This is a genomic window from Dyadobacter sp. Leaf189 (genome assembly GCF_001424405.1).
GTDB lineage: Bacteria > Bacteroidota > Bacteroidia > Cytophagales > Spirosomataceae > Dyadobacter.
Map to the genome: position 1 here is coordinate 14,797 of NZ_LMPS01000008.1, position 19,009 is coordinate 33,805.

The following is a 19,009-nucleotide window of genomic DNA, read 5'->3' on the forward strand; positions in this document are numbered from 1 at the left end:
TTTAATAATATGTGGGACCAAATTCCAGTACGTTTAGTTAGCCGCATAAACGCATCGCCCGTTTTTGTGATGATGCTGATGATGCTCGCTTCCTGTCAGACAAAGCAAGAGAAAAAGCAGCCCGAAGTTGCCAAAAGGGACACGTCAATCAAAATTGAGAATTCATTTACTGAACTTTTCATTGACACTACTGCATTGGCTAACTTTGTTCAATCACATAGCGCGGATGATAGCCTGGTCAACAAATTACAGAGCTTTTATAACCGCCGAAACTATCAATTTGCCTGGTTTTTCCCTGATGGGATGGCCGAGTTTGTGCCTACATTTCTGGCCCTGCAAAATGACTATATCTACGTTTCAGGTGATAGCTCTCTCTATGATCCGGCGCTTTTGGCAAGCATTGATTCATTGGGATTACGAAATCACATCATCCCATCAGATACGCTTGTAATTAAGACTGAACTGGCACTAACGGAACATTTTTTCAAGTATACCCAAAAGGCCTATTCAGGCGACAGGAGTATCAACATTCAGGACCTTGACTGGTTTATACCCCGTAAAAAGGTTAATCCAGCTGAATTTTTGGATTCCCTGCTGAAAAACAAAGGGGCAAATCTGGCTTCGTATGAACCGGTCAATCGCCAGTATAACCTGCTTACAGAGCAACTTAAAATCTATCATCCGCTTGCCAATCAAGACTGGAAAGTTTTAAATTCAGTTAAAACGCTCAAATTAGGCGATTCATCCGCAGAAATACCTGAAATCAAGAGACGGCTGGCATTGCTCCAAGACCTAAAACAGGCAGATTCAACCAATCTTTTTGATTCCACCCTTTTTCATGGCGTACGTTCGTTTCAAACCAGAATGGGGCTTAGAGCATCGGGGCAGATCGGCGCGGCGTTCTTCAAGGAACTGAATGTGCCCGTGCATGAAAGGATCCGCCAAATGCTCATTAATATGGAACGGATCAGATGGGTGCCGGCGGCTCCTGAGACAGATTATATACTGGTTAATATTCCTGAATACCGGCTGCATATGTATGAAAAAGGGCAGCTGGCATTCAGTATGAATGCTGTGGTAGGCTCACAGGCACATAGCACGGTCATCTTTTCGGGCAAGCTAAACCAGATCGTATTTAGTCCTTACTGGAATGTTCCACCCAGCATATTGAAAAATGAAATCTTGCCTGGCATCAAACGCAATAAAAACTATTTGGCGCGGCACAATATGGAGTGGAACGGAGGCAGTGTCCGGCAAAAGCCGGGTAAGTCCAATTCCTTAGGGCTGGTCAAGTTTCTATTTCCCAACAGTTACAATATTTACTTGCATGATACTCCCTCGAAAAACTTGTTTGCAGAATCACAGCGCGCATTCAGCCACGGATGCATCCGGCTATCGGAGCCCAAAAAACTGGCGGAGTTTTTGCTGCGCAATGACTCAACCTGGACAACCGACAAAATAACCAAAGCGATGAATAGCGGCAAAGAGAAATATGTGCGTCTTCGTGGCAGCAACGAAATACCTGTTTTCATCGGTTACTTTACTGCTTGGGTCGACCACAACGGCAAAGTTAATTTCCGAAAGGACATTTATGGGCACGATCAAAAAATGGCCGAAAGGTTGTTCGACTCACTTAAAGGTTAAGAAAATCAGCTGCTTGGGAAATCGTTATGAGCTGGATGGCTCCCGGTAGGATTTGTCGGGATTCTAAAAGAAGGTCCTGGATAGTATCCAGCTTTTGGTGTAGCTCGGAAACTGCGCGGGGCAGCTGGTGCTTATCTCGTGTGCAAACAACTCGAAGCTAATCTCCTTGAAGTACGTTTATCAAGGAATAAATTGACTGTTATAGCACCCATGATTTCTTGTCATTTGGTAGTGGTTGCAATAAACTTGCAATACAGATTATAAAACTTGTGAGTCCTTTTTATTGTACTCATAATCATTAGGTGACTGCCGGGGCGGCGATCCGCTTCGATTCCAGGTGGGCCCGCTAAATCAAAAAACGGACTTGGCTTTAATGCTAAGTCCGTTTTTTGCTGAATTGGATGATTGTTTTACAGAATCACCATAATATCAGAGTTAGGCTTATCGCGCTTTTCGAGGTATTCCCATGATACGATATCTTCCTCTGGATAGATATTGCCCGTATCCTCGGGACCTTCGTCGCCAACTGCTTCTACGAAAGCTTTTGAGCCTTTTTTATAAATTCCTTCGCGTGGAATTCCATTCATGTCCGTAAAAAGAACCAGGGATTGGTCTTCGGGGAGATTGCCGTTTTTCATAGCCTGACCGGGTTAAAGTTCGTTGTTCGTTGCTGCTGCTTTATCTGTATGCCAATTTACTTCAGATTCCGATATTTCAGATTCTGACTCAGAACCCTTCCTGGTTTCGAATCCATCTTCGGTCATTTTGGGCATAAAATTGTTTACAGAAGCCGAAAGTGCAGAAACCAGTCCAGGGTTAGCGCCCTGCAATGCAACTGCCAGTTTCGCACTTGCCGTTAATATGACCTCATTTTCTCCATATTCAATCGCTTCAATAATCTGCGCTGCCGATTTCTCCGCTTTTTGGGAAAATAACGGAGAAGAAGCCATTGTTTTGAACCACGCATATTCGGCTTCGTGATCACCTTTTATGAATACGTTTTTAGTACTCCCGGTCTGCATCAAATTAGGTATCACGGTTGTTACCGTCACTTTATCCCGCTTCAATTCCGCGTGCAAACCTTCCGACAGCGCGACCATAGCAAACTTGCTAACACTATAAGGCAGCAAATGCGGTACTGAAATCTTTCCGCCAATGGAGCAGATGTTGGCGATCCGGCCTTCGGATTGCTTCAAATGCGGCAATGCAGCTTTGACCATGTACAATGCCGCCCAGAAATTCACATCCATTGCTTTTTTGTAATCCTGGATTTCCATTGATTCCTGCGGACCGACGATCATAGTACCCGCATTGTTGATCAACACATCGATGGACCCAAATCTTTCAGCTGCCGCTGCTACCACTTGCTGGGCATCCTGCTGTTCACTTAGGTCGGCGGTAATCGCGAGTACATTGGCGCCAAGTCCGGTCAGTTCACGTTCGGCATCTTTGAGCTGCTCCGGGTTTCTTGAACAAATCACCAGATTAGCTCCCTTTTCTGCCAGGCCGCGCGCCAGAAGCAAGCCCAACCCCCTCGCTCCGCCGGTAATAATGACCGTTTTTCCAGTAAAATCATAACGGGTAACCCGCTTGTACACACTCCTGGCGGCTGCGATAAGACCTACTGCAGCAATGGCATATAAACCCAGTTTTCCCGAATCGGAAATCAATTTTGTTTGCTGATCCATTTTGAAAAAATGTCTTGATGAAACAGCAACCGGCTAAATATCTATGCCGCAGGGTAGTTCCGCTTTAATTTTCAAGATTTTTGGCGAAGACAATGAAGTTCATCCAGTCGAAATTTGTCATATCATGGATTCCTTCGCGATTGTGATAGGCAAGTGGCGGCGTGGCAATTACTTTTTCAACTGCGGGCGGAGACGCTGGCAACGCAGACTTTTTACCATAAAGTGCGTACACTTTCTCCGCGTTTTTGAGGGCGAGGAATGTTCCGGTAGGATCAGCCCAGAGATCTTTCGACGCATTGGTTGCATATACCGGACGCGGCGCAACAAGCGCGATTAGCATGTGCTGATCCACGGGCAGCTCGCTCTCTTTGTCATTGAACTTCTTATAGTTGTTGTTAAACCAATGTGGAAAAGTAGTATTGATCTTGCTGATCCGCTCTCCGAATTGCCTTTTCGCAAGTGCGGCGCCTGTGTTGCCTGAGCAGTTTGTTATGCAAGCTGCAAAACGCTGGTCTTGTGCTGCCGCCCATAATGAGGCTTTTCCGCCTCTGGAATGCCCCAATACGTAAACTTTCTTTGCATTGATATCGGGATCCTTTTGAAAATAGTCCAGCACCCGGCTTGCGCCCCATGCCCAGGCACCGATTGCTTTCATGCCATTATCAGCTGCAAGCTGGTCGGGGTACAACTGCAAAACACCATTTACATAATCCTGTTTATCGTCTGGTGCCAGGTCACTTACGTGAAATGCGGCCACTGCAAATCCGCTGTCGATAACCATTTCCGCCGGCCAGAATTCGCTCTTTTTCTCACGGGTAGGATCGGTCAGATTCTTCCCCCGGTTGTTGATCAGCAGGAAAACCGGAGAAGCAGCCTTTCGTTTGTTCGGCACAAAAAGCGTCAGATTGATCCTGACTGATTTGCGATTTTTAAAAACATCAATGGTCACCTCCTTCAAAGTGGCATTTCCGCCCATTGCGGTCTTGTCTTCTTTAACCACCGAATACCTGCTACTATCGATAGCAGTGGGCATTTGTCCATAAATGTTATCTTCAAACAACCTCAGGATTTCAGGTCGCCGCGACTTCTCCCAGGTATTCTTGTTTTTTACTTCCTTACCTGCTGCCGTTTGTAAAACAGGCGGAAGGGTGTAGGCGGGAACCTTGGTTTCGTCGTAGTTCTGCGCGCGACCGGTAGTCAGGCAGCTAAAAAGGAGGAATATGGGCAGGTATCTGAACATAAAAGGCGATGATTTTCTTTCTTTTAAGAAAACCACCGCCTTTGACATATTTACTGAAAAACTTACAACTTCAACTCGCCCTCTTCTTCTCCCTGCCAATATTTGATCTGTTTTGCAGCGACTGAAATCATCGCAATGCCCGGGGTATCCAGCCCGTCTTCAAACCACATTTCCAGCTCTTCAACCCAATGTTCTTCCATTTTCTCGCGGCTGCGGGTAACATCTGCTTTGCCGGCGATTGAGATATAGATATCGTCGTCCCCATTGAAACTGAGGTTTACCCCACTATCCATTTCAATGTCACTCACCATCCTCGAACCCTCCCACGTAAAAAAGTAGGAATTGCCGTCGTACTCCACCTGGCGATTATTACTCATTGGCCGGGAAGCCAGCATACCATTGGTCGTAGTGGTTGTGAGCATACATATGTCAAGATCCTTCATGATCTCGGCTACATCTTTCAAAGTCTTATCTGCCATGTTTTTAGTTGTTTTCTGATATCAGATATCAAAATAGTGCCAGAGATTTTTTTCAACCGCACCCAACCTCCGCCCGTTGCCTTGTAGTTTATATTATTGACAGGATACACCTGATCATCTTTACACACCTTAAAATATTGATCATGAAAACTGAAAAAATTCTTGTGTTTGCAGCAGCACTTTTTCTGTTGAACCTGGCGGCTTGCGACAGTAATGAAATAAACAAGGTAACGCCGTCGGCAGATGCAGCGCGCGCTAATCGGGAGGATTCTTCGGGCGTGGCAAACCCTGATAGTATTCCAACGTTTCCGGTGGATTCTATTCCGGCAGACTCTATTCCAACAGATTCAATTCCTACAAACTCAATCCCGACAGATTCTATTCCGTTAGACTCGGTTCGAAATGATTCCATTGCAACCGATTCTCTTAAAAAATAGTCAGTGCGGTGGGCCGCGAATGCTGCGCCCTGCTTTATTTATTTCATTTGAATAGTCTGGATCAAATATTGGCCGGTTGCCGGCGCAGGGATCGCCAGAGTCAGGAACAACTCTACCGGCGTTTTTACCCTGTGCTTTTTGCGTTATGTAAGAATTTTTTTGACGAAAAACACGATGTACTTACAGCGCTGAACAATGGGATGATGAAAGTTTTCCAGAATATTGACCAATACGATGCGGCCAAAGGCGAGCTGTTCAACTGGATCTACACAGCTGTCAGAAATGCGGCATTAACACTCCTGCGGAACCGGAAAACGCAGCAATTTGACTATGATGAGATTGATGACCGCATGGGCTTTGAATCCGCAGATAACCCTCTTGAAACCTTATCCGCAAACGACATTCAAATTTATCTTGCCCAATTGCCTGTGGCTACACGCCGGATCTGCGGGCTGTTTTATCTTGAGGGATTTTCGGTAAAAGAAATTTCGGAAGCCCTGGCAATTAGTACCGGAACTGTTAAATGGCATTTAAGCGAAAGCAGGACGCGGTTGAAGAAAATACTGGAAAAATACCTGTAAGCAGTTGTGAGCAAGAAAAACGCACATATCAACAAGTACCTGACGGACAAGCTGCCCGAGCCGGAAATCCCGGCTGACGAAGCATGGGCAAACCTGAATGGGATGCTCGGCGCTGCGCCTGTCAGCGGTTCAGCTCCTGCTAATGGTGGTATTTCACCTGCCGGCGGAGCGACTGGCGGCAAGCTGCTCGGAGGCTTAAAATGGGCAGCTATTGCGCTGACCAGCACAACTATCACCGCTGTGCTGGTCGTAAAACTCGCATTATCCCCCAATGTCGCTGATACTAAACCTACATTCAAACAAGCGCAACCTGCCGAAATAAGGACTACAGAAGATACCGTTTCAACCCAGCAGCAAACTACATTAGATAGCAATGAAAAACCCGTAGCTGTTCAACAAATGAACCCGGATGTGCGTGTTGGGCAAAATGAAGAAGCAAATCCGCAAAGCAGCAGTTTAACACCCGAAAATAAAAAGCTATCCCAGCTAAAATCTTCGGAAAAGACTCAGTTTCAAATTGAAAGAACTACCAATGCACCTGCTTTGAATGAGCGGCAAAAAAACATCAAGCCTGCTCGAAGACATCCTGACAATGCGCCTGCATTTGCTGCTTCAAGCCCGGCTTCACGTACTTTCGTAAACAGCGCCAATCCGGTGTATGTAACCAGGAAACGCCAGCAAAACGACCGCTATCGAAGCAACGGAAATTTACTAGACCAAGCCCCGGGTAACCCAGAGCAGCCTGCAGACAATTCGAGATTGGCTATCAATATCCGCCAGATCTCTGGTACAAAGGGACATTTTGATGGTAAGAAGCTCAACCTGGATAGCAGAATAGCGGTTCGGCAAACAGCAAAAAAACCTGTTCAACCAGAAGAGAAAGAACCCGGCAGTTTCCACGTCGGACTTGAATGGAGCCTTAACAGCCCGTTTGCGAAGACAGACTATCTTTTTGCGGGAAAAGATTCTGTGAGTAAACCGGCAAATCTGCTGATCCCGGCGCTTGTAATTTCCAGATCGTGGAATTCGCAGCAGCTGACTTTCACGGCAGCAGCGCGGCAAACCTATTTTGGAAACAACAAAACTGCATTGCAGGTAATCGATCCTGCTTTTGGCGATTCGTCTCTCATTTATTACAACTACAAGCTGATCAAAGCCACGGGCATCCAGTTTTCCCTTCAATACCATCACCGCATAGCAGGCGCATTCTCCCTGGGCGGCGGCGTGGGTTATACGCTTTTTTCACGTGCATTAATAAGGCAGACCACCCGGAACTGGCAAAACCGCGAATGGAACGGACCGCTTGCAATTCCTTCCACGAAAAAGGAGGTCGAAGGATTTATGAAACCTTCACAAGTCACATTAAAAGCCGGTCTCCTTTTTCAGCCCGGTCACAATGCGAAACGTTTACAGGCGGGCTTCAATGTGATTTTACCAGTTACCAACATTTCCCGCTTCCAGGGTTCTGCTGTTAAAGCATTGAATGGACAGCTTTTCGTGCGGTTTATGTTTTTGTAAAAGCCGGAGGATCGTTCAATCCTGCCGCGTGTTCATTCTTTAAAAATACTTTAATCCGCTTTTGTTATTTCCGTGCATGGACTAAGTCCCAGTCAAATCTCTTTAGACAACATGCACAGAAATGAAGAAAATCTACCTGTTAACTCTCCTTCTACTCTTTAAAAATCACGCATTCTCGCAAAATGTAGACTACACTACCCCACTCTATACCAGTCAGACCTTTACGAAAATAATCAATCCGGCGCTACCTGTGGGTAGCGTGCCAGGCAGTGGCAATGTTTCGTCTTCCGGCGGTGCGACCTATTCCATCCCCGTTGCGGTTCCGCCTGGCACAAACGGGGTGGCGCCTTCCATTTCCATTGATTATCAATCTTCTGTCGGAAACGGACTTCTGGGAAGTGGCTGGAACATCGCAGGTTTGTCAATCATCTCCCGCGCGGGACAGACCATTTACCACCATGGTCAGGTCACAGCGGTGGACTTATCTGACAACGACAGATTCACATTGGATGGCCAGATGCTCATGGGCATATCGGGCGTTTACGGCGCCAGCGGCGCAACTTACGGAAGCGAAAGCCAGGATTTCTCGGTAGTAACGTCCAATGGCATCATCGGCACCGGCCCTGCGTGGTTCAAAGTAGTGACCAAAGAAGGGATCGAAATGGAATACGGCAATACGGCCGATTCCCGGGCAATGGACGAGACGAATACGAATATCCTTTTCTGGCGGATGAACCGCATTAAATATCCCGACGGCAACTACATTGATTTCAAATACCTCTTCACGGACCGCGATTCCAGAATAGATGAAATCAACTACACCGGGAATACGGTAACAGGACTCGCGCCTTACAATAAAATAAAATTTGAATACAAAGTCAGGGCGGATATCAATGGTCAGTTCCTGGCGAATTCACTTGTTACCAGTAAATATTTACTCGACAAAATAACAGTGACAGCAGAGGGCGCTGTTTCCAAGAGTTATCTGTTCAAGTATAGCTGGGACAATATCAATTCGTATTTGCGGGAAGTGATTGAGTCAGGATCCGACGGAAGCAGCCTCAACTCGACTATTTTTAAATATGGGGACACTCCTGTCCCGTTTGAAAATGCGAGTTCTACCAGCGGGAACTTTGCTTCACATGATCTTTTCTTCGGGGATTTTAATGGCGACGGAAAATCAGACGCGCTCACGGCCAAATCAGTCAATTCCGGGATTCCGTATGTCAATTACCATGATTCTCTTTCCCTTTATTTATCGCAGCCAAATACGCCGCTGCTTTCGAAAGGACCAAAATTCAAGTTAAGCCCCAATTACTCATTGATCCGTGGAGAGAAAATCCCTAATGATTACAACATTCTGGCTGGCGACTACACCGGCGACGGGCTGGATGACATTCTTACATTGAAAGTTACCAACGCAGGTGCGTACCAGAAGCTGGATAGTGTGATCATTTATGAGAGCGTCAATGCAGCACAGTCATTCGTCAAGCACCGGCGGAGTGTGCAGCCCAATTACTTTAAGATACATCCCAAAGCAAATTACTTCTTCCCTGGCGATTTTGACGGTGACGGGATCAACGAGTATATCACAATTCTCGGTAACGACTTCAACAACTACCTGCCATTTTTGTGTACCAACTACATTCAAGGCGGTGCCTGCGGAAGTATCGCGATCAACGGGGCGACTGGATTTCCGGTGGCCGATTGGGCTAATGCAGACAAAATCTATGTCCTGGATTTCAATGGCGATGGTAAAAGTGACCTGATGCTGATCAAGGACAATCTTTGCGAAATATTCACAATGGATGCCAACGCCGCAAGGCGCATTTACACATCCAATTTTCCCACCAAAAACCACCTGGTTTACTTCGGGGATTTCAATGGCGACCGGAAAACGGATTTGCTGACCCGCAGTTCATTAACCGATAATGCAGCTACGTGGACCAAATCAATGTCAACGGGAGCTGGCTTCATCTCCTCCGTCTTTACCTGGGTTCAAATTCCGAATATTACCAATGAAGCTTACAAAAACCATCATGTGAACCTCGCTGATTTCAATGCGGATGGGAAAACGGATATTTATCACGGTAAAAACAATGCCAATTTCAGCGCTTCAAAACTGGATATCTATTACAGCAGAGGCAACGACTTTTTCAGCATTCAGAGTGACCTGGCTGAATCGGTTACTTCCTCCCCTTCTTACATCGCTGATTTGGATGGCGACAGCCGCGCCGAAGTTATAAGCGTATCGTTTTTTGCGCATCCTTTCAAACATTTCAAATTCAAGCCGGCTGGCAAGGAAAACCTGCTTCACAAAGCCGCAAATGGGGTCGGCCATATCTCTGCGTGGGACTATAAATTGATGTCCAATGGCGGGGTTCTGTATACCAAAGGAGTGGGTTCGGCATTCCCGCTCAACAATGTCCAGCTTCCCGCGTATGCGGTCTATCAATTTGTGGTTCCAAATGGCATTGGCGGTGAAAATACCTCGGTATACAGCTACGAAGGCGCTAAAATGCACCGCGCGGGGAAAGGGTTGATTGGATTTACAAAAATGACAAGCTTCGATCTGGTCAGTGGTTTAAATTCAGTTTCTGAATATGAATTCAATACAACCTACTATGTTGCTGCTCCCAAGAAAAATAGTACCTACTGGACGGCAGGGAACACATTGATCAGCGAAAGCACCATTATAAATGAATTCGTCCAACAAGGCGCAGCTGGCAGCAAACGTTATCTGCACCGGGTTAAAAGCAGCTCTGAAAACAATGATTTTGAAGGCAGAACTGCTAGTTTGGTTAACAACACCTTCGACAATTATGGAAACGTAACCCAAAATACGGTCAACAACAACGGGATCGAAACGACCGTGACGACAACCATTTATGGTGCTTATCCCGGCACAATCCCCAACAAGCCTACATCCGTCACCACGAGCAAAACCAGGAGCGGGCAGGCTGCATTTTCCGTAACGACCGGAATGGGATACAACAATCTGGGTCAGCTTACCTCCAAAACCGATTTCTCCGGATTACCCAAAAGCGTCAACACCGTTTTAGAATACCATCCGCTGGGAAATCTGAAAAAGTCAACCGTCACGCCGTCGGTACTCGCTGCCCGCGCCACCTCCATGGTGTATGATGCCAAAGGTCGTTTTGCCGAATTTTCGACCAACGAACTTGGGCAGGTATCTACTGCTACTTACGATCCCAAATGGGGAAAGCCGCTGACCGCAACAGGTGTCGACGGCCTGGTAACCAGTTTCACCTATGATGCCTTCGGCCGGGCTGCGACCACCGTTTTCCCGGAAGGATATACCGTCGTCAATTCATTTGGCTGGGATGTTGCCAGTGGGGCCATTTGGTTCAACCTGGTAACACACACTGGCAAGCCCGATGTAAAAACCTGGTTTGACGTGCTGGGTAGGGAGATCAAAAAGCAAACCGAGGCATTCCCCTCCGGATGGAGTACCCAAACCACGTCATACGACAATCGCGGGAATGTGGCAACTGCAACACAACCCGTCAAGCCCGGTGAACCTGTCCTCACGACTACGAACACCTATCATGCAACGGATCCCTACAACCGCCTCAAAAGCACTTCGAATGCATTAACCAGCACCACATTGTCATACGCCTACAATGCTGGCATATTGACCACGACCAGCACCACAGCCGGGCAGTCAACATCAACCAGCACCGATGCAACGGGCAAAGCCGTGAGCGCAGCAGATAATGGCGGTGCGCTAACTTATACCTATTACAGTCACGGCGGACTGAAAGAAGTAAATAACGGAGCGGTCATTACCAGCAGCCAATACGATGTGCACGGGCGACAAACTGCTCTGACCGATCTGAACGCCGGAACAACCACCTACGACTACAATGCATTGGGCCAGCTGGCTTCTCAAACCAATGCAAACAACAAAACCCACACCATGCAGTACGACCTGCTGGGCCGGATGTTCAACCGGACAGGCCCGGAAGGCGCAACCATTTACGAATTCTATCCATCAGGCAGCGGCCCCTCTACTAATCAGCTTAAAAAGGTAACCGGCTTTGCAGGCAATCTGGAAGAGTTTACCTACGATAATTTCGGAAGGATGCAGACGTCCAAACAAACTGTGGATGCAACACCCTACACTACTACTTACGGGTACAATAGCTATGGCGACGTCACCTCGGTACTTTACCCGTCGGGTTTCGGAACCACGCATTCCTATGATGCAAACGGTTACCCGACCACCATTAAAAACGGCAACGGTTCGGTAACGCTTTACACCAATACCGGCATGAACGGACTGGGGCAAAACACCGCCTATTCATTGGGTAATGGCAAAACCTCGACGATCACTTACCATTACGGAATCCCGAAACAGTTTACCACGGCAGGCGTTCAAAACCTGGAACTGATCTGGGATTATGCGAAAGGCAACCTCGACAAACGAAAGGATGCAATCAAAAACAAAGAAGAAAGCTTCACCTACGATAACCTGAATCGCCTGCTCACCGCGACGGTCTTAGGCAAAGCTGCACAGACAACCACTTACCAGCCATCGGGCAACATCAGCTCCAAAAGCGATGCGGGCCTCACATTCAGCTACCATCCCACGAAACCCAATGCATTGACCGGAGTGGTATCACCGACAACAGCGATATCGCTGCTGACGCAGGAAATTACCTACACGGCGTTCAACCAGCCTGAAAAACTGATCGAAAATGGCTCAGGGCAACCTTACGAGCTTACTTATACTTACGGAGCCGATTACCAGAGGCTGAAAGGAGTAATGAAAAAGAATGCTGCGCTGATCAACATCCACTATTATTTCGGTTCTTATGAAAAGGACGTAACACCGGGTATCGCCGACAAGCACCTGCACTACATCAGCTCCCCGGCTGGATTGATCGCCATCGTAATCCGCGAAAACGGCGCCGACCAATACTACTACACTTACACCGATCACCTCGGATCCTTGCTGACATTGACAGCCTTCAATGGGGCCGTCATTCTCGACCAGAACTTCGACGCCTGGGGCAGGTTGCGTAACCCCGCCAACTGGGACTTTGTCAATGTGCCGGCACCTACCAGCTATTTGTACCGCGGCTTTACAGGCCACGAACATTTGACGAATTTCAATTTGATCAACATGAATGGGCGGATGTATGATCCGGTAGTGGGGAGAGTTTTGAGTGTTGATAATTATGTGCAGGATGCATTTGGTACGCAGGATTATAACAGGTATTCTTATGCGAAGAATAATCCTCTGGTCTATAGCGATCCGGATGGGCAGTGGGTACACATTGTTATTGGCGCGGCTGTTGGAGGAGCTATTAATCTGGGATTGAAAGCGTTCAATGGAAAGATAGGTAGCTTCAAGGATGGTTTGGTTGCATTTGGGATTGGAGCGGCGGCAGGTGCTATTACAGCAGCAACCGGCGGAGCAGCTTCGGTTTATGCAACTACTGGTTCTCTGGCTGGGGCATTCAGTTCTACTGCGGTTGCAGCAGCTTCGACGGGAGTAGCTGGTGGTGCAGTGATGGGAATAGCAGGATCTGCGACTGGTGGACTCGTTCAAGGACTTGGAAATGCAGCATACTTTAATGACCCTTATTCCTTTAAGGATTGGGCCACTGGAGTAGCAATTGGAGGTATTACCGGGGGGATTTCCGGTGGAATAGCCGCAAAGCTACAGGGCAAAAATATCTTAAATGGATCAGGCGATAATAGTCTAACGGGTGCATTTCCAAGGTTTGGAAAGACAAAGTTTGTTAAAACTCCGGAAGGATGGAAACTTTTTGGCGGATCGGGAGGTGATTTGAGTTTTGTAAATGCAGAGCTGTCGAATGGTATAGTTGTAAATTCTTTTGGGGGAGCTAACTCGGGGGAGATTGTTGGATATGGAAGTAATAGCTCAGGAAGCAACTTTAGTATAAAAGCATTTTCACATAATTTCAAATATGCCCCAAGAGTGAGAATGAGAGGTGTGCAAGATCCCGTCAGTCATAACTTCCCTTATAGTTTCGATGATACGATATTATCAACTACTCCCTCTACACAAACTAATGGATACCAAATATTCAAAATGGATGGATCTATGAATGGCAAAGCAGGAACTTTTGAAATAGGCCTTACACCAAACCGTATTATTGATCACAGATTTTTTAGACCAAATAGATAATTATTTATGAAATACCTACTAGTTGATGCTTCGCTGAATGGAACAGGAATAAGAGATTATTATGGTGGTGGCTATATTGATCCAGAGGATCTATTATTGAGTTCGACAGTTATAGAAAGTCTCAGAAAATGGCTAAAAAAGTATGAGGAAGCCCATTATGACGGATTCAAAAATGACCTTTTAATATCCGAGCTTGATAATGAGGGAAGAGAGATCGCTTATAAAATTAAAAAGGAGTTGTCAGATGTGAAAATGGAATATTATTCTGATGCAAGAATGACAAAAGATCAAATAACCTAAAATAAAAGTACACTTTACCCTACCTACATTAGATGACCTGAAAGAAAAAAAAATCATCAATACATATGTATGGATGAGTTATCCAAGTCATTATTTCACTGCCTATGCGCATCTAACAACTTCAACTAAGGCAGTTCAACCTATCAATTGTTGGACGACGGAAATTATCTATTTCAAGCTACATCACCGGGTGAAGTACCGGGGTCAAGTGACGTTCATCAAAAGCGGATTAATCCAATAGGAAACACTGAAGATGTGGAAAACCACCTTTACGTTCGATGTTAGTATAATTCACATTAAACCTAAATAATGTTGCACGAGAAGTAGAAAAATAAATTTAACTGATTTAGTTATCATAAAAGGAGATTTATCAGAGTTTCAAAAGGAATTGTTACAATATTCTCCTGACGCAGATGAGCCACTTTTAAATATAAGTAAGCTCAATTTCACCAATCTCTTAAAAAGGTTTATTGAGAACCTGAACTTTGAGAATTTGGTAGAACGGGCTAATATCATCGAGCCAAGGGATGACTTAGATTTTGAAGTAGCAGAGATGCAAGAGATGATATTTGAATTAGCTAATCCAGAAATAAATGGAGAGCTAACAAAGGAGCGTTTACAAGAAATCATTGCATACCTAAAAGAGTAAACTTGCAAACTATACTTACAATGCCTTTATAAGTGACTCGCAACTAATTTAGTATAACATCAGGACTCAGGTATACCGGTAGGGTTTATATCATCCGGCGTTTCTTCTGCAATTGGAGGTATTACCGGGGGGATTTCCGGTGGAATAGCCGCAAAGCTACAGGGCAAAAATGTCTTAAATGGATCAGGCGATAATAGTCTAACGGGTGCATTTCCAAGGTTTTGAAAGACAAAGTTTGTTAAAACTCCGGAAGGATGGAGACTTTTTGCCGGATCAGGAGGTGATTTGAGTTTTGTAAATGCAGAGCTGGCGAATGGTACAGTTGTAAATTCTTTTGGGGGAGCTAGTACCGGAGATGTTGTCTCCTATGGCTCTACTCCTGTGGGAAGGGGAGGGTTCGAATTAAACATCATCAGCAAAAATTTGCCCGCAACAATAAATGGAACCAAATTTACCGGGCATGCGCTAGATCAAATGCAATTAAGAGGTGTACTATCTCCAACTGCTGTACTTGACGTTATCAAAAACCCGTCAGCTACATTTCCGGGAAACAGACCTGGTACTTCGGTATTTATAAAAGATAACCTAAAGGTCATCACAAATAAAATTGGTGATGTCATGACCGTTATAAGAAATTAAAACAATGAATATGAAAATTGGATCCGAAAGTAAATTTGTTCAAATAAAAATTCTTAAAAGAAGCTATCCCGAAAGTGATGATGATTCGGATATAGATTGGCTTGATGGAGAAGTTAAAGTAGTAGTACCTGGCTTCCAGGCACTTTACAAAACTTATTTAAGAACAGATGATCTCCTGTATTTCTATGAAAGTCTACGGATAGCGACGATCGATCAAGGAGCCACAATAGAATTCAATACCATAGAAGAAGGATTGTACCTGATCGGAACTAAACAGACCACAGGTCAGATATTATGGGAAGGAATAGCAAATGTGGGAAGACCTAAAAACCAGTTAAAATTCACTGTTGAAAGTGATTCTCAACTTATTGACCATCTAATAAATGATGTAAACAAAATTCGTGATCAATATCCAATTTTAGGAAAGTCGAAAACAAATATACAGCCCGAATAAAAATAAAGTAATGCCCTCTAGGAGCATTAGTTCTGTAGCACTCTGCGTACATGCGCTACTATTGAAATGGCGGGGTATAAGAAGATAGCGGGGTGATTTGATTTGGTGCGCGCAGGAGTGCAAGCCGCAGCACACGGCGCCTTTGGAGGAGCAATGTCTTACGCACAGGGAGGAACCTTCAAAACCGGATTTATTACCGGGGCCGCAGGTTCATTAATGGGATCGGCAACTGCCGGTTTAGGTACCGGCCTGCAAATTGGCGCATCCGCAGCTTTTGGCGGCGTTGTCTCAGAATTGAGTGGTGGTAATTTCTGGAAAGGAGCTGCACAGGCTGGAATTATCGCAGGATTTAACCATGCGGCACATGCATTGGATGAGCGTGCGGCGGCCAGATTACAGAAACGTATTTTAGCGGATGGGAGGCTTAGTTTAGGGGAGGCGAATGAGTGGTTTCGCAAAGGCGGCGGTAGAGAATTGACCATTGATGCTAGTAAACTGGATTTAGGATGGGTTAAGGATGAGGGATGGGTCAATGGAGTTAAACAGGTCCAATCGCTTTACAACTCGGAAGACGGGTTGGTGCATGGTCAGATGACAATGACTCGTTTTAATGCGCAGAGAGCAACAATCGAGCGAGGACTTTACGATTTTGAACAAATACGAAAGTATTTTGACAATTTTTCAAGAAACACCTTTACGGTTATAGGTGGATGGTTTGCCTCCAATTTCGGAACATCCGCAGGTAGAAGTTATTGGATAAATTACAATGGTGCAGCCTTGATAAATCTATACAAATTATATAAACCTTACTAGTCCTGAGCAGATGTTACCCCATTAATTTTTGTCAGGTAAAAGAACTCAATATTCCCAGTGATTGCAGCTACACAATGTAAAATATTAACAAAAAGCCACAAATGAATACGAACTACACAAGCCTTGCTAGAAGAATTAAAATCTATTTCCTATCCTTTTCATCTATGCTACCTACAGGATGCGGGGGTATGTCTGATTATTCAGAAAATCTTGGTAACGGATTTCTCTATGAAAGCTCCGGAAAGGAATTCAAAAATATACGGACGCCAATACGCGGTCAAAAAAACATCTATGGAAAAGTTATGGAATATAAGTTCAATGCAGACTTCATACTAGCTATTCAGCAACCAAGTAGAGAAATATACCACGGTTCAATTGCGTACGAGTTACGAAACGCTGATCGCGTGAAGTATAAATATAACTCAACGAATGACAGGATAGAAAGTGAGCGAGTCGCTGATAGTCTCATCTTGAACGACCCTTACTACAAAAGCATTTTCGCAAATACGACCAACTACTGGATCATTTCACATCAGAATAAAACAATGTACGGGCCATTAACAAAAGAGGAATACTTTCGAAAAAGAAAAGAATTAAAGGTACCAGATGAATTGAAGTTGGAAGAGGGAAATGAATAACATGTCATTTTTATTAAGAGTATCTTTAAGTAGAATGAGTAACTTCAAACTATTTTTTTAAACGGCATGTATAAGCTGCGGAGGTGGCATTTCCAATTACACTGAAGAGTTAAGTGGAGGTTTTATCTATGTAAATAATGGCGGTGTACTAAATATCATCCAATCTCCATCAATAAATTCATTTAAAAGTATTTATGGCGACGTTACGAGCTACGCATATGATGATGATTTCATTATTGCAATTCAACGACCAACCAAAAAAAGGTCATGAATCTCAAATTTCTTTTAAACTCCGAAGCGCCGATCGAAAACGTTACCCAACGAATTCGGAAAAAGAAATGCTTGACAGTGAATTAGTTGCAGATAGTATCATTATTCATGATCCGTACTATCAAAAATATTCTTACACGAGGTAAACTATTGGATTATATCTCACAAGAACAAAAAGGTGTACGGTCCGTTAGCTAAAATTGATTACCTGGCAAAGAGAAGAGAATTAAAAGTGCCGGCTAGTTTGAAGTTGGAAGGAGAAAACAAATAAAATAGCTCATTTCGCTTAGTATTGGTTTTAGCAATGGTAGATTCAAAAATTGGGATTGGAGAGAGTTTGGCGTATCCGTGGCGGTAGGTTTATACCATCAGGCGTTTCTTTCGTAATTGGAGGTGCAACCGCCGGAATTTCCAGTGGTTTGGTCCGCCTGGCAGTGCAAGCCGCAGCCCACGGTGCATTTGGAGGAGCAACCTCCTAAATACAGGGAGGAACTTTCAAAAACAGGTTTGTCACATCGGCCAGATGGGCTTGTTCACCGTGACATAACCATAAGGCGCCTATATTCTCAACTTGCTACAATCGATCGAGGATTATATGAATTCGAACAGCATGGCTCCTATTTCTCCGAACCTTGAAGAAATACTTTCACCAAAATTGGCTTAGGGTGGGTTGCCTACATACCGTTAAAAAATTCTCCCTACCCGCTAAAAAGGGATTATGGTGTGAATTACAAGCTCACTTATAAATTGAAGCTGAAAACACTTACCTAAAATGATGATCATAGAAATATAATCTGGCATTTCAGGAAACACACTTTAATTACTACCCAATAAAACCGGCTTCATTACATGAATCTTAAAAACACCCTCCCATTCATCTTGCTGTCGATCTTCATATTGAAGCTCGAATCCTGCACTGCACAAACCGAACCTGCGCAGCCGATTCCTGAAGAGTTTAAATCCTGCTGCGGAATCGAGCCTGTTGTTTTTAATAGCCGGAAAACAAGCATCTATGTTCCTAATGTTTTTACGCCTAATGGAGATGGTATCAATGATACATTTGCGCCGTTTGTTAATTCGGAAGTATTGACGCTCATCAACTTCACAATTTTAACACCAGGGAAGGATACTGTTTTATACCGTACTGTTAAGTTCGACATTTCGCAGATGCGTGAATATGCCTGGAATGGAAAAAACTGGAATGATGGAAGTGTTTACAGCGGCCCTTTCGTATATGGTATGGAGGTAATGGATCAGGAGCGAAAACTTAGCATTGTTGAAGGTTGGGCCTGCGCTATTCCCTGCAAGAAAGAAATGGTTGTTTTTAAAACAAAAGAGGGCTGTTTTTACCCCACCCAAGCCACTGATGAAGGTAACGTAGATGGTCGCAAGCCGAATTTAGAACAGGATTGCTTTTAGCACATTGCAGCGACTATTACACTCATAAAATTTCGGGACTCATTTTGCTATCCTCATCA

At 44.8% G+C, this 19,009-nt stretch carries 16 protein-coding genes; 12 read left to right on the forward strand and 4 right to left on the reverse strand.

What is annotated here, in order from left to right:
* The first annotated feature begins 9 nt into the window (after positions 1–9).
* On the forward strand, positions 10–1,644 hold the full coding sequence (locus ASG33_RS23155) for a murein L,D-transpeptidase (RefSeq protein ID WP_056291240.1): 1,635 nt from the start codon (positions 10–12) through the stop codon (positions 1,642–1,644).
* A 410-nt stretch (positions 1,645–2,054) separates the two neighbouring features.
* Here ASG33_RS23155 and ASG33_RS23160 read toward each other — a convergent pair whose 3' ends face one another.
* The 4 genes from ASG33_RS23160 to ASG33_RS23175 form a co-directional block, all read right to left on the reverse strand.
* Positions 2,055–2,282 (reverse strand): hypothetical protein, encoded by a 228-nt coding sequence (locus ASG33_RS23160; RefSeq protein WP_056291242.1) that lies wholly within the window; start codon positions 2,280–2,282, stop codon positions 2,055–2,057.
* Between the two features lie 12 nt (positions 2,283–2,294).
* Positions 2,295–3,332 (reverse strand): SDR family oxidoreductase, encoded by a 1,038-nt coding sequence (locus ASG33_RS23165; protein WP_056291244.1) that lies wholly within the window; start codon positions 3,330–3,332, stop codon positions 2,295–2,297.
* Between the two features lie 64 nt (positions 3,333–3,396).
* Entirely contained in the window at positions 3,397–4,572 is a 1,176-nt protein-coding gene (locus ASG33_RS23170) for a dienelactone hydrolase family protein (RefSeq protein ID WP_056291684.1), read from the reverse strand.
* A 62-nt stretch (positions 4,573–4,634) separates the two neighbouring features.
* Positions 4,635–5,051 (reverse strand): pyridoxamine 5'-phosphate oxidase family protein, encoded by a 417-nt coding sequence (locus ASG33_RS23175; protein WP_056291246.1) that lies wholly within the window; start codon positions 5,049–5,051, stop codon positions 4,635–4,637.
* 143 nt (positions 5,052–5,194) lie between these two features.
* Between ASG33_RS23175 and ASG33_RS23180 the strand changes: the two genes are divergently transcribed.
* The 11 genes from ASG33_RS23180 to ASG33_RS23235 all read left to right on the forward strand — a co-directional run bounded on the left by ASG33_RS23180 (position 5,195) and on the right by ASG33_RS23235 (position 18,950).
* Positions 5,195–5,488, forward strand: coding sequence for a hypothetical protein (locus ASG33_RS23180; protein WP_056291248.1), 294 nt, complete (start codon positions 5,195–5,197; stop codon positions 5,486–5,488).
* An 8-nt stretch (positions 5,489–5,496) separates the two neighbouring features.
* A complete protein-coding gene (locus tag ASG33_RS23185) occupies positions 5,497–6,069 on the forward strand; it encodes an RNA polymerase sigma factor (RefSeq protein WP_229238823.1) in 573 nt (190 codons plus the stop codon).
* Positions 6,070–6,075: 6 nt separating this feature from the next.
* Positions 6,076–7,587: a hypothetical protein gene (locus tag ASG33_RS23190; protein ID WP_056291250.1), complete on the forward strand. Its 1,512-nt coding sequence runs from the start codon at positions 6,076–6,078 to the stop codon at positions 7,585–7,587.
* Positions 7,588–7,708: 121 nt separating this feature from the next.
* Positions 7,709–13,768 (forward strand): FG-GAP-like repeat-containing protein, encoded by a 6,060-nt coding sequence (locus ASG33_RS23195; RefSeq protein ID WP_056291251.1) that lies wholly within the window; start codon positions 7,709–7,711, stop codon positions 13,766–13,768.
* 6 nt (positions 13,769–13,774) lie between these two features.
* Positions 13,775–14,068: a hypothetical protein gene (locus ASG33_RS25660; RefSeq protein WP_082489388.1), complete on the forward strand. Its 294-nt coding sequence runs from the start codon at positions 13,775–13,777 to the stop codon at positions 14,066–14,068.
* Positions 14,069–14,456: 388 nt separating this feature from the next.
* Positions 14,457–14,717 carry a hypothetical protein gene (locus tag ASG33_RS23205; protein WP_056291253.1) on the forward strand — a complete coding sequence of 87 codons (261 nt, stop codon included), beginning with the start codon at positions 14,457–14,459 and terminating at the stop codon, positions 14,715–14,717.
* A gap of 285 nt (positions 14,718–15,002) precedes the next feature.
* Positions 15,003–15,356, forward strand: a complete 354-nt coding sequence (locus tag ASG33_RS23210) for a DUF4258 domain-containing protein (RefSeq protein WP_056291254.1) — start codon at positions 15,003–15,005, stop codon at positions 15,354–15,356.
* Positions 15,357–15,366: 10 nt separating this feature from the next.
* Complete coding sequence (locus ASG33_RS23215) at positions 15,367–15,810, forward strand: hypothetical protein (RefSeq protein WP_157474931.1); 444 nt, start codon at positions 15,367–15,369, stop codon at positions 15,808–15,810.
* A gap of 153 nt (positions 15,811–15,963) precedes the next feature.
* Positions 15,964–16,623 (forward strand): hypothetical protein, encoded by a 660-nt coding sequence (locus ASG33_RS23220; protein WP_157474934.1) that lies wholly within the window; start codon positions 15,964–15,966, stop codon positions 16,621–16,623.
* 101 nt (positions 16,624–16,724) lie between these two features.
* Entirely contained in the window at positions 16,725–17,261 is a 537-nt protein-coding gene (locus ASG33_RS23225) for a DUF3997 domain-containing protein (protein ID WP_082489389.1), read from the forward strand.
* A 1,119-nt stretch (positions 17,262–18,380) separates the two neighbouring features.
* Positions 18,381–18,950: a hypothetical protein gene (locus ASG33_RS23235; RefSeq protein WP_056291264.1), complete on the forward strand. Its 570-nt coding sequence runs from the start codon at positions 18,381–18,383 to the stop codon at positions 18,948–18,950.
* Positions 18,951–19,009 lie beyond the last annotated feature (59 nt).

Coding starts and splice junctions, on each gene's coding strand:
- ASG33_RS23155 (WP_056291240.1), top strand. CDS start 10: ATGTGGGACCAAATTCCAGTACGTTTAGTTAGCCGCATAAACGCATCG.
- ASG33_RS23160 (WP_056291242.1), bottom strand. CDS start 2,282: ATGAAAAACGGCAATCTCCCCGAAGACCAATCCCTGGTTCTTTTTACG.
- ASG33_RS23165 (WP_056291244.1), bottom strand. CDS start 3,332: ATGGATCAGCAAACAAAATTGATTTCCGATTCGGGAAAACTGGGTTTA.
- ASG33_RS23170 (WP_056291684.1), bottom strand. CDS start 4,572: ATGTTCAGATACCTGCCCATATTCCTCCTTTTTAGCTGCCTGACTACC.
- ASG33_RS23175 (WP_056291246.1), bottom strand. CDS start 5,051: ATGGCAGATAAGACTTTGAAAGATGTAGCCGAGATCATGAAGGATCTT.
- ASG33_RS23180 (WP_056291248.1), top strand. CDS start 5,195: ATGAAAACTGAAAAAATTCTTGTGTTTGCAGCAGCACTTTTTCTGTTG.
- ASG33_RS23195 (WP_056291251.1), top strand. CDS start 7,709: ATGAAGAAAATCTACCTGTTAACTCTCCTTCTACTCTTTAAAAATCAC.
- ASG33_RS25660 (WP_082489388.1), top strand. CDS start 13,775: ATGAAATACCTACTAGTTGATGCTTCGCTGAATGGAACAGGAATAAGA.
- ASG33_RS23215 (WP_157474931.1), top strand. CDS start 15,367: ATGAAAATTGGATCCGAAAGTAAATTTGTTCAAATAAAAATTCTTAAA.
- ASG33_RS23220 (WP_157474934.1), top strand. CDS start 15,964: ATGTCTTACGCACAGGGAGGAACCTTCAAAACCGGATTTATTACCGGG.
- ASG33_RS23225 (WP_082489389.1), top strand. CDS start 16,725: ATGAATACGAACTACACAAGCCTTGCTAGAAGAATTAAAATCTATTTC.
- ASG33_RS23235 (WP_056291264.1), top strand. CDS start 18,381: ATGAATCTTAAAAACACCCTCCCATTCATCTTGCTGTCGATCTTCATA.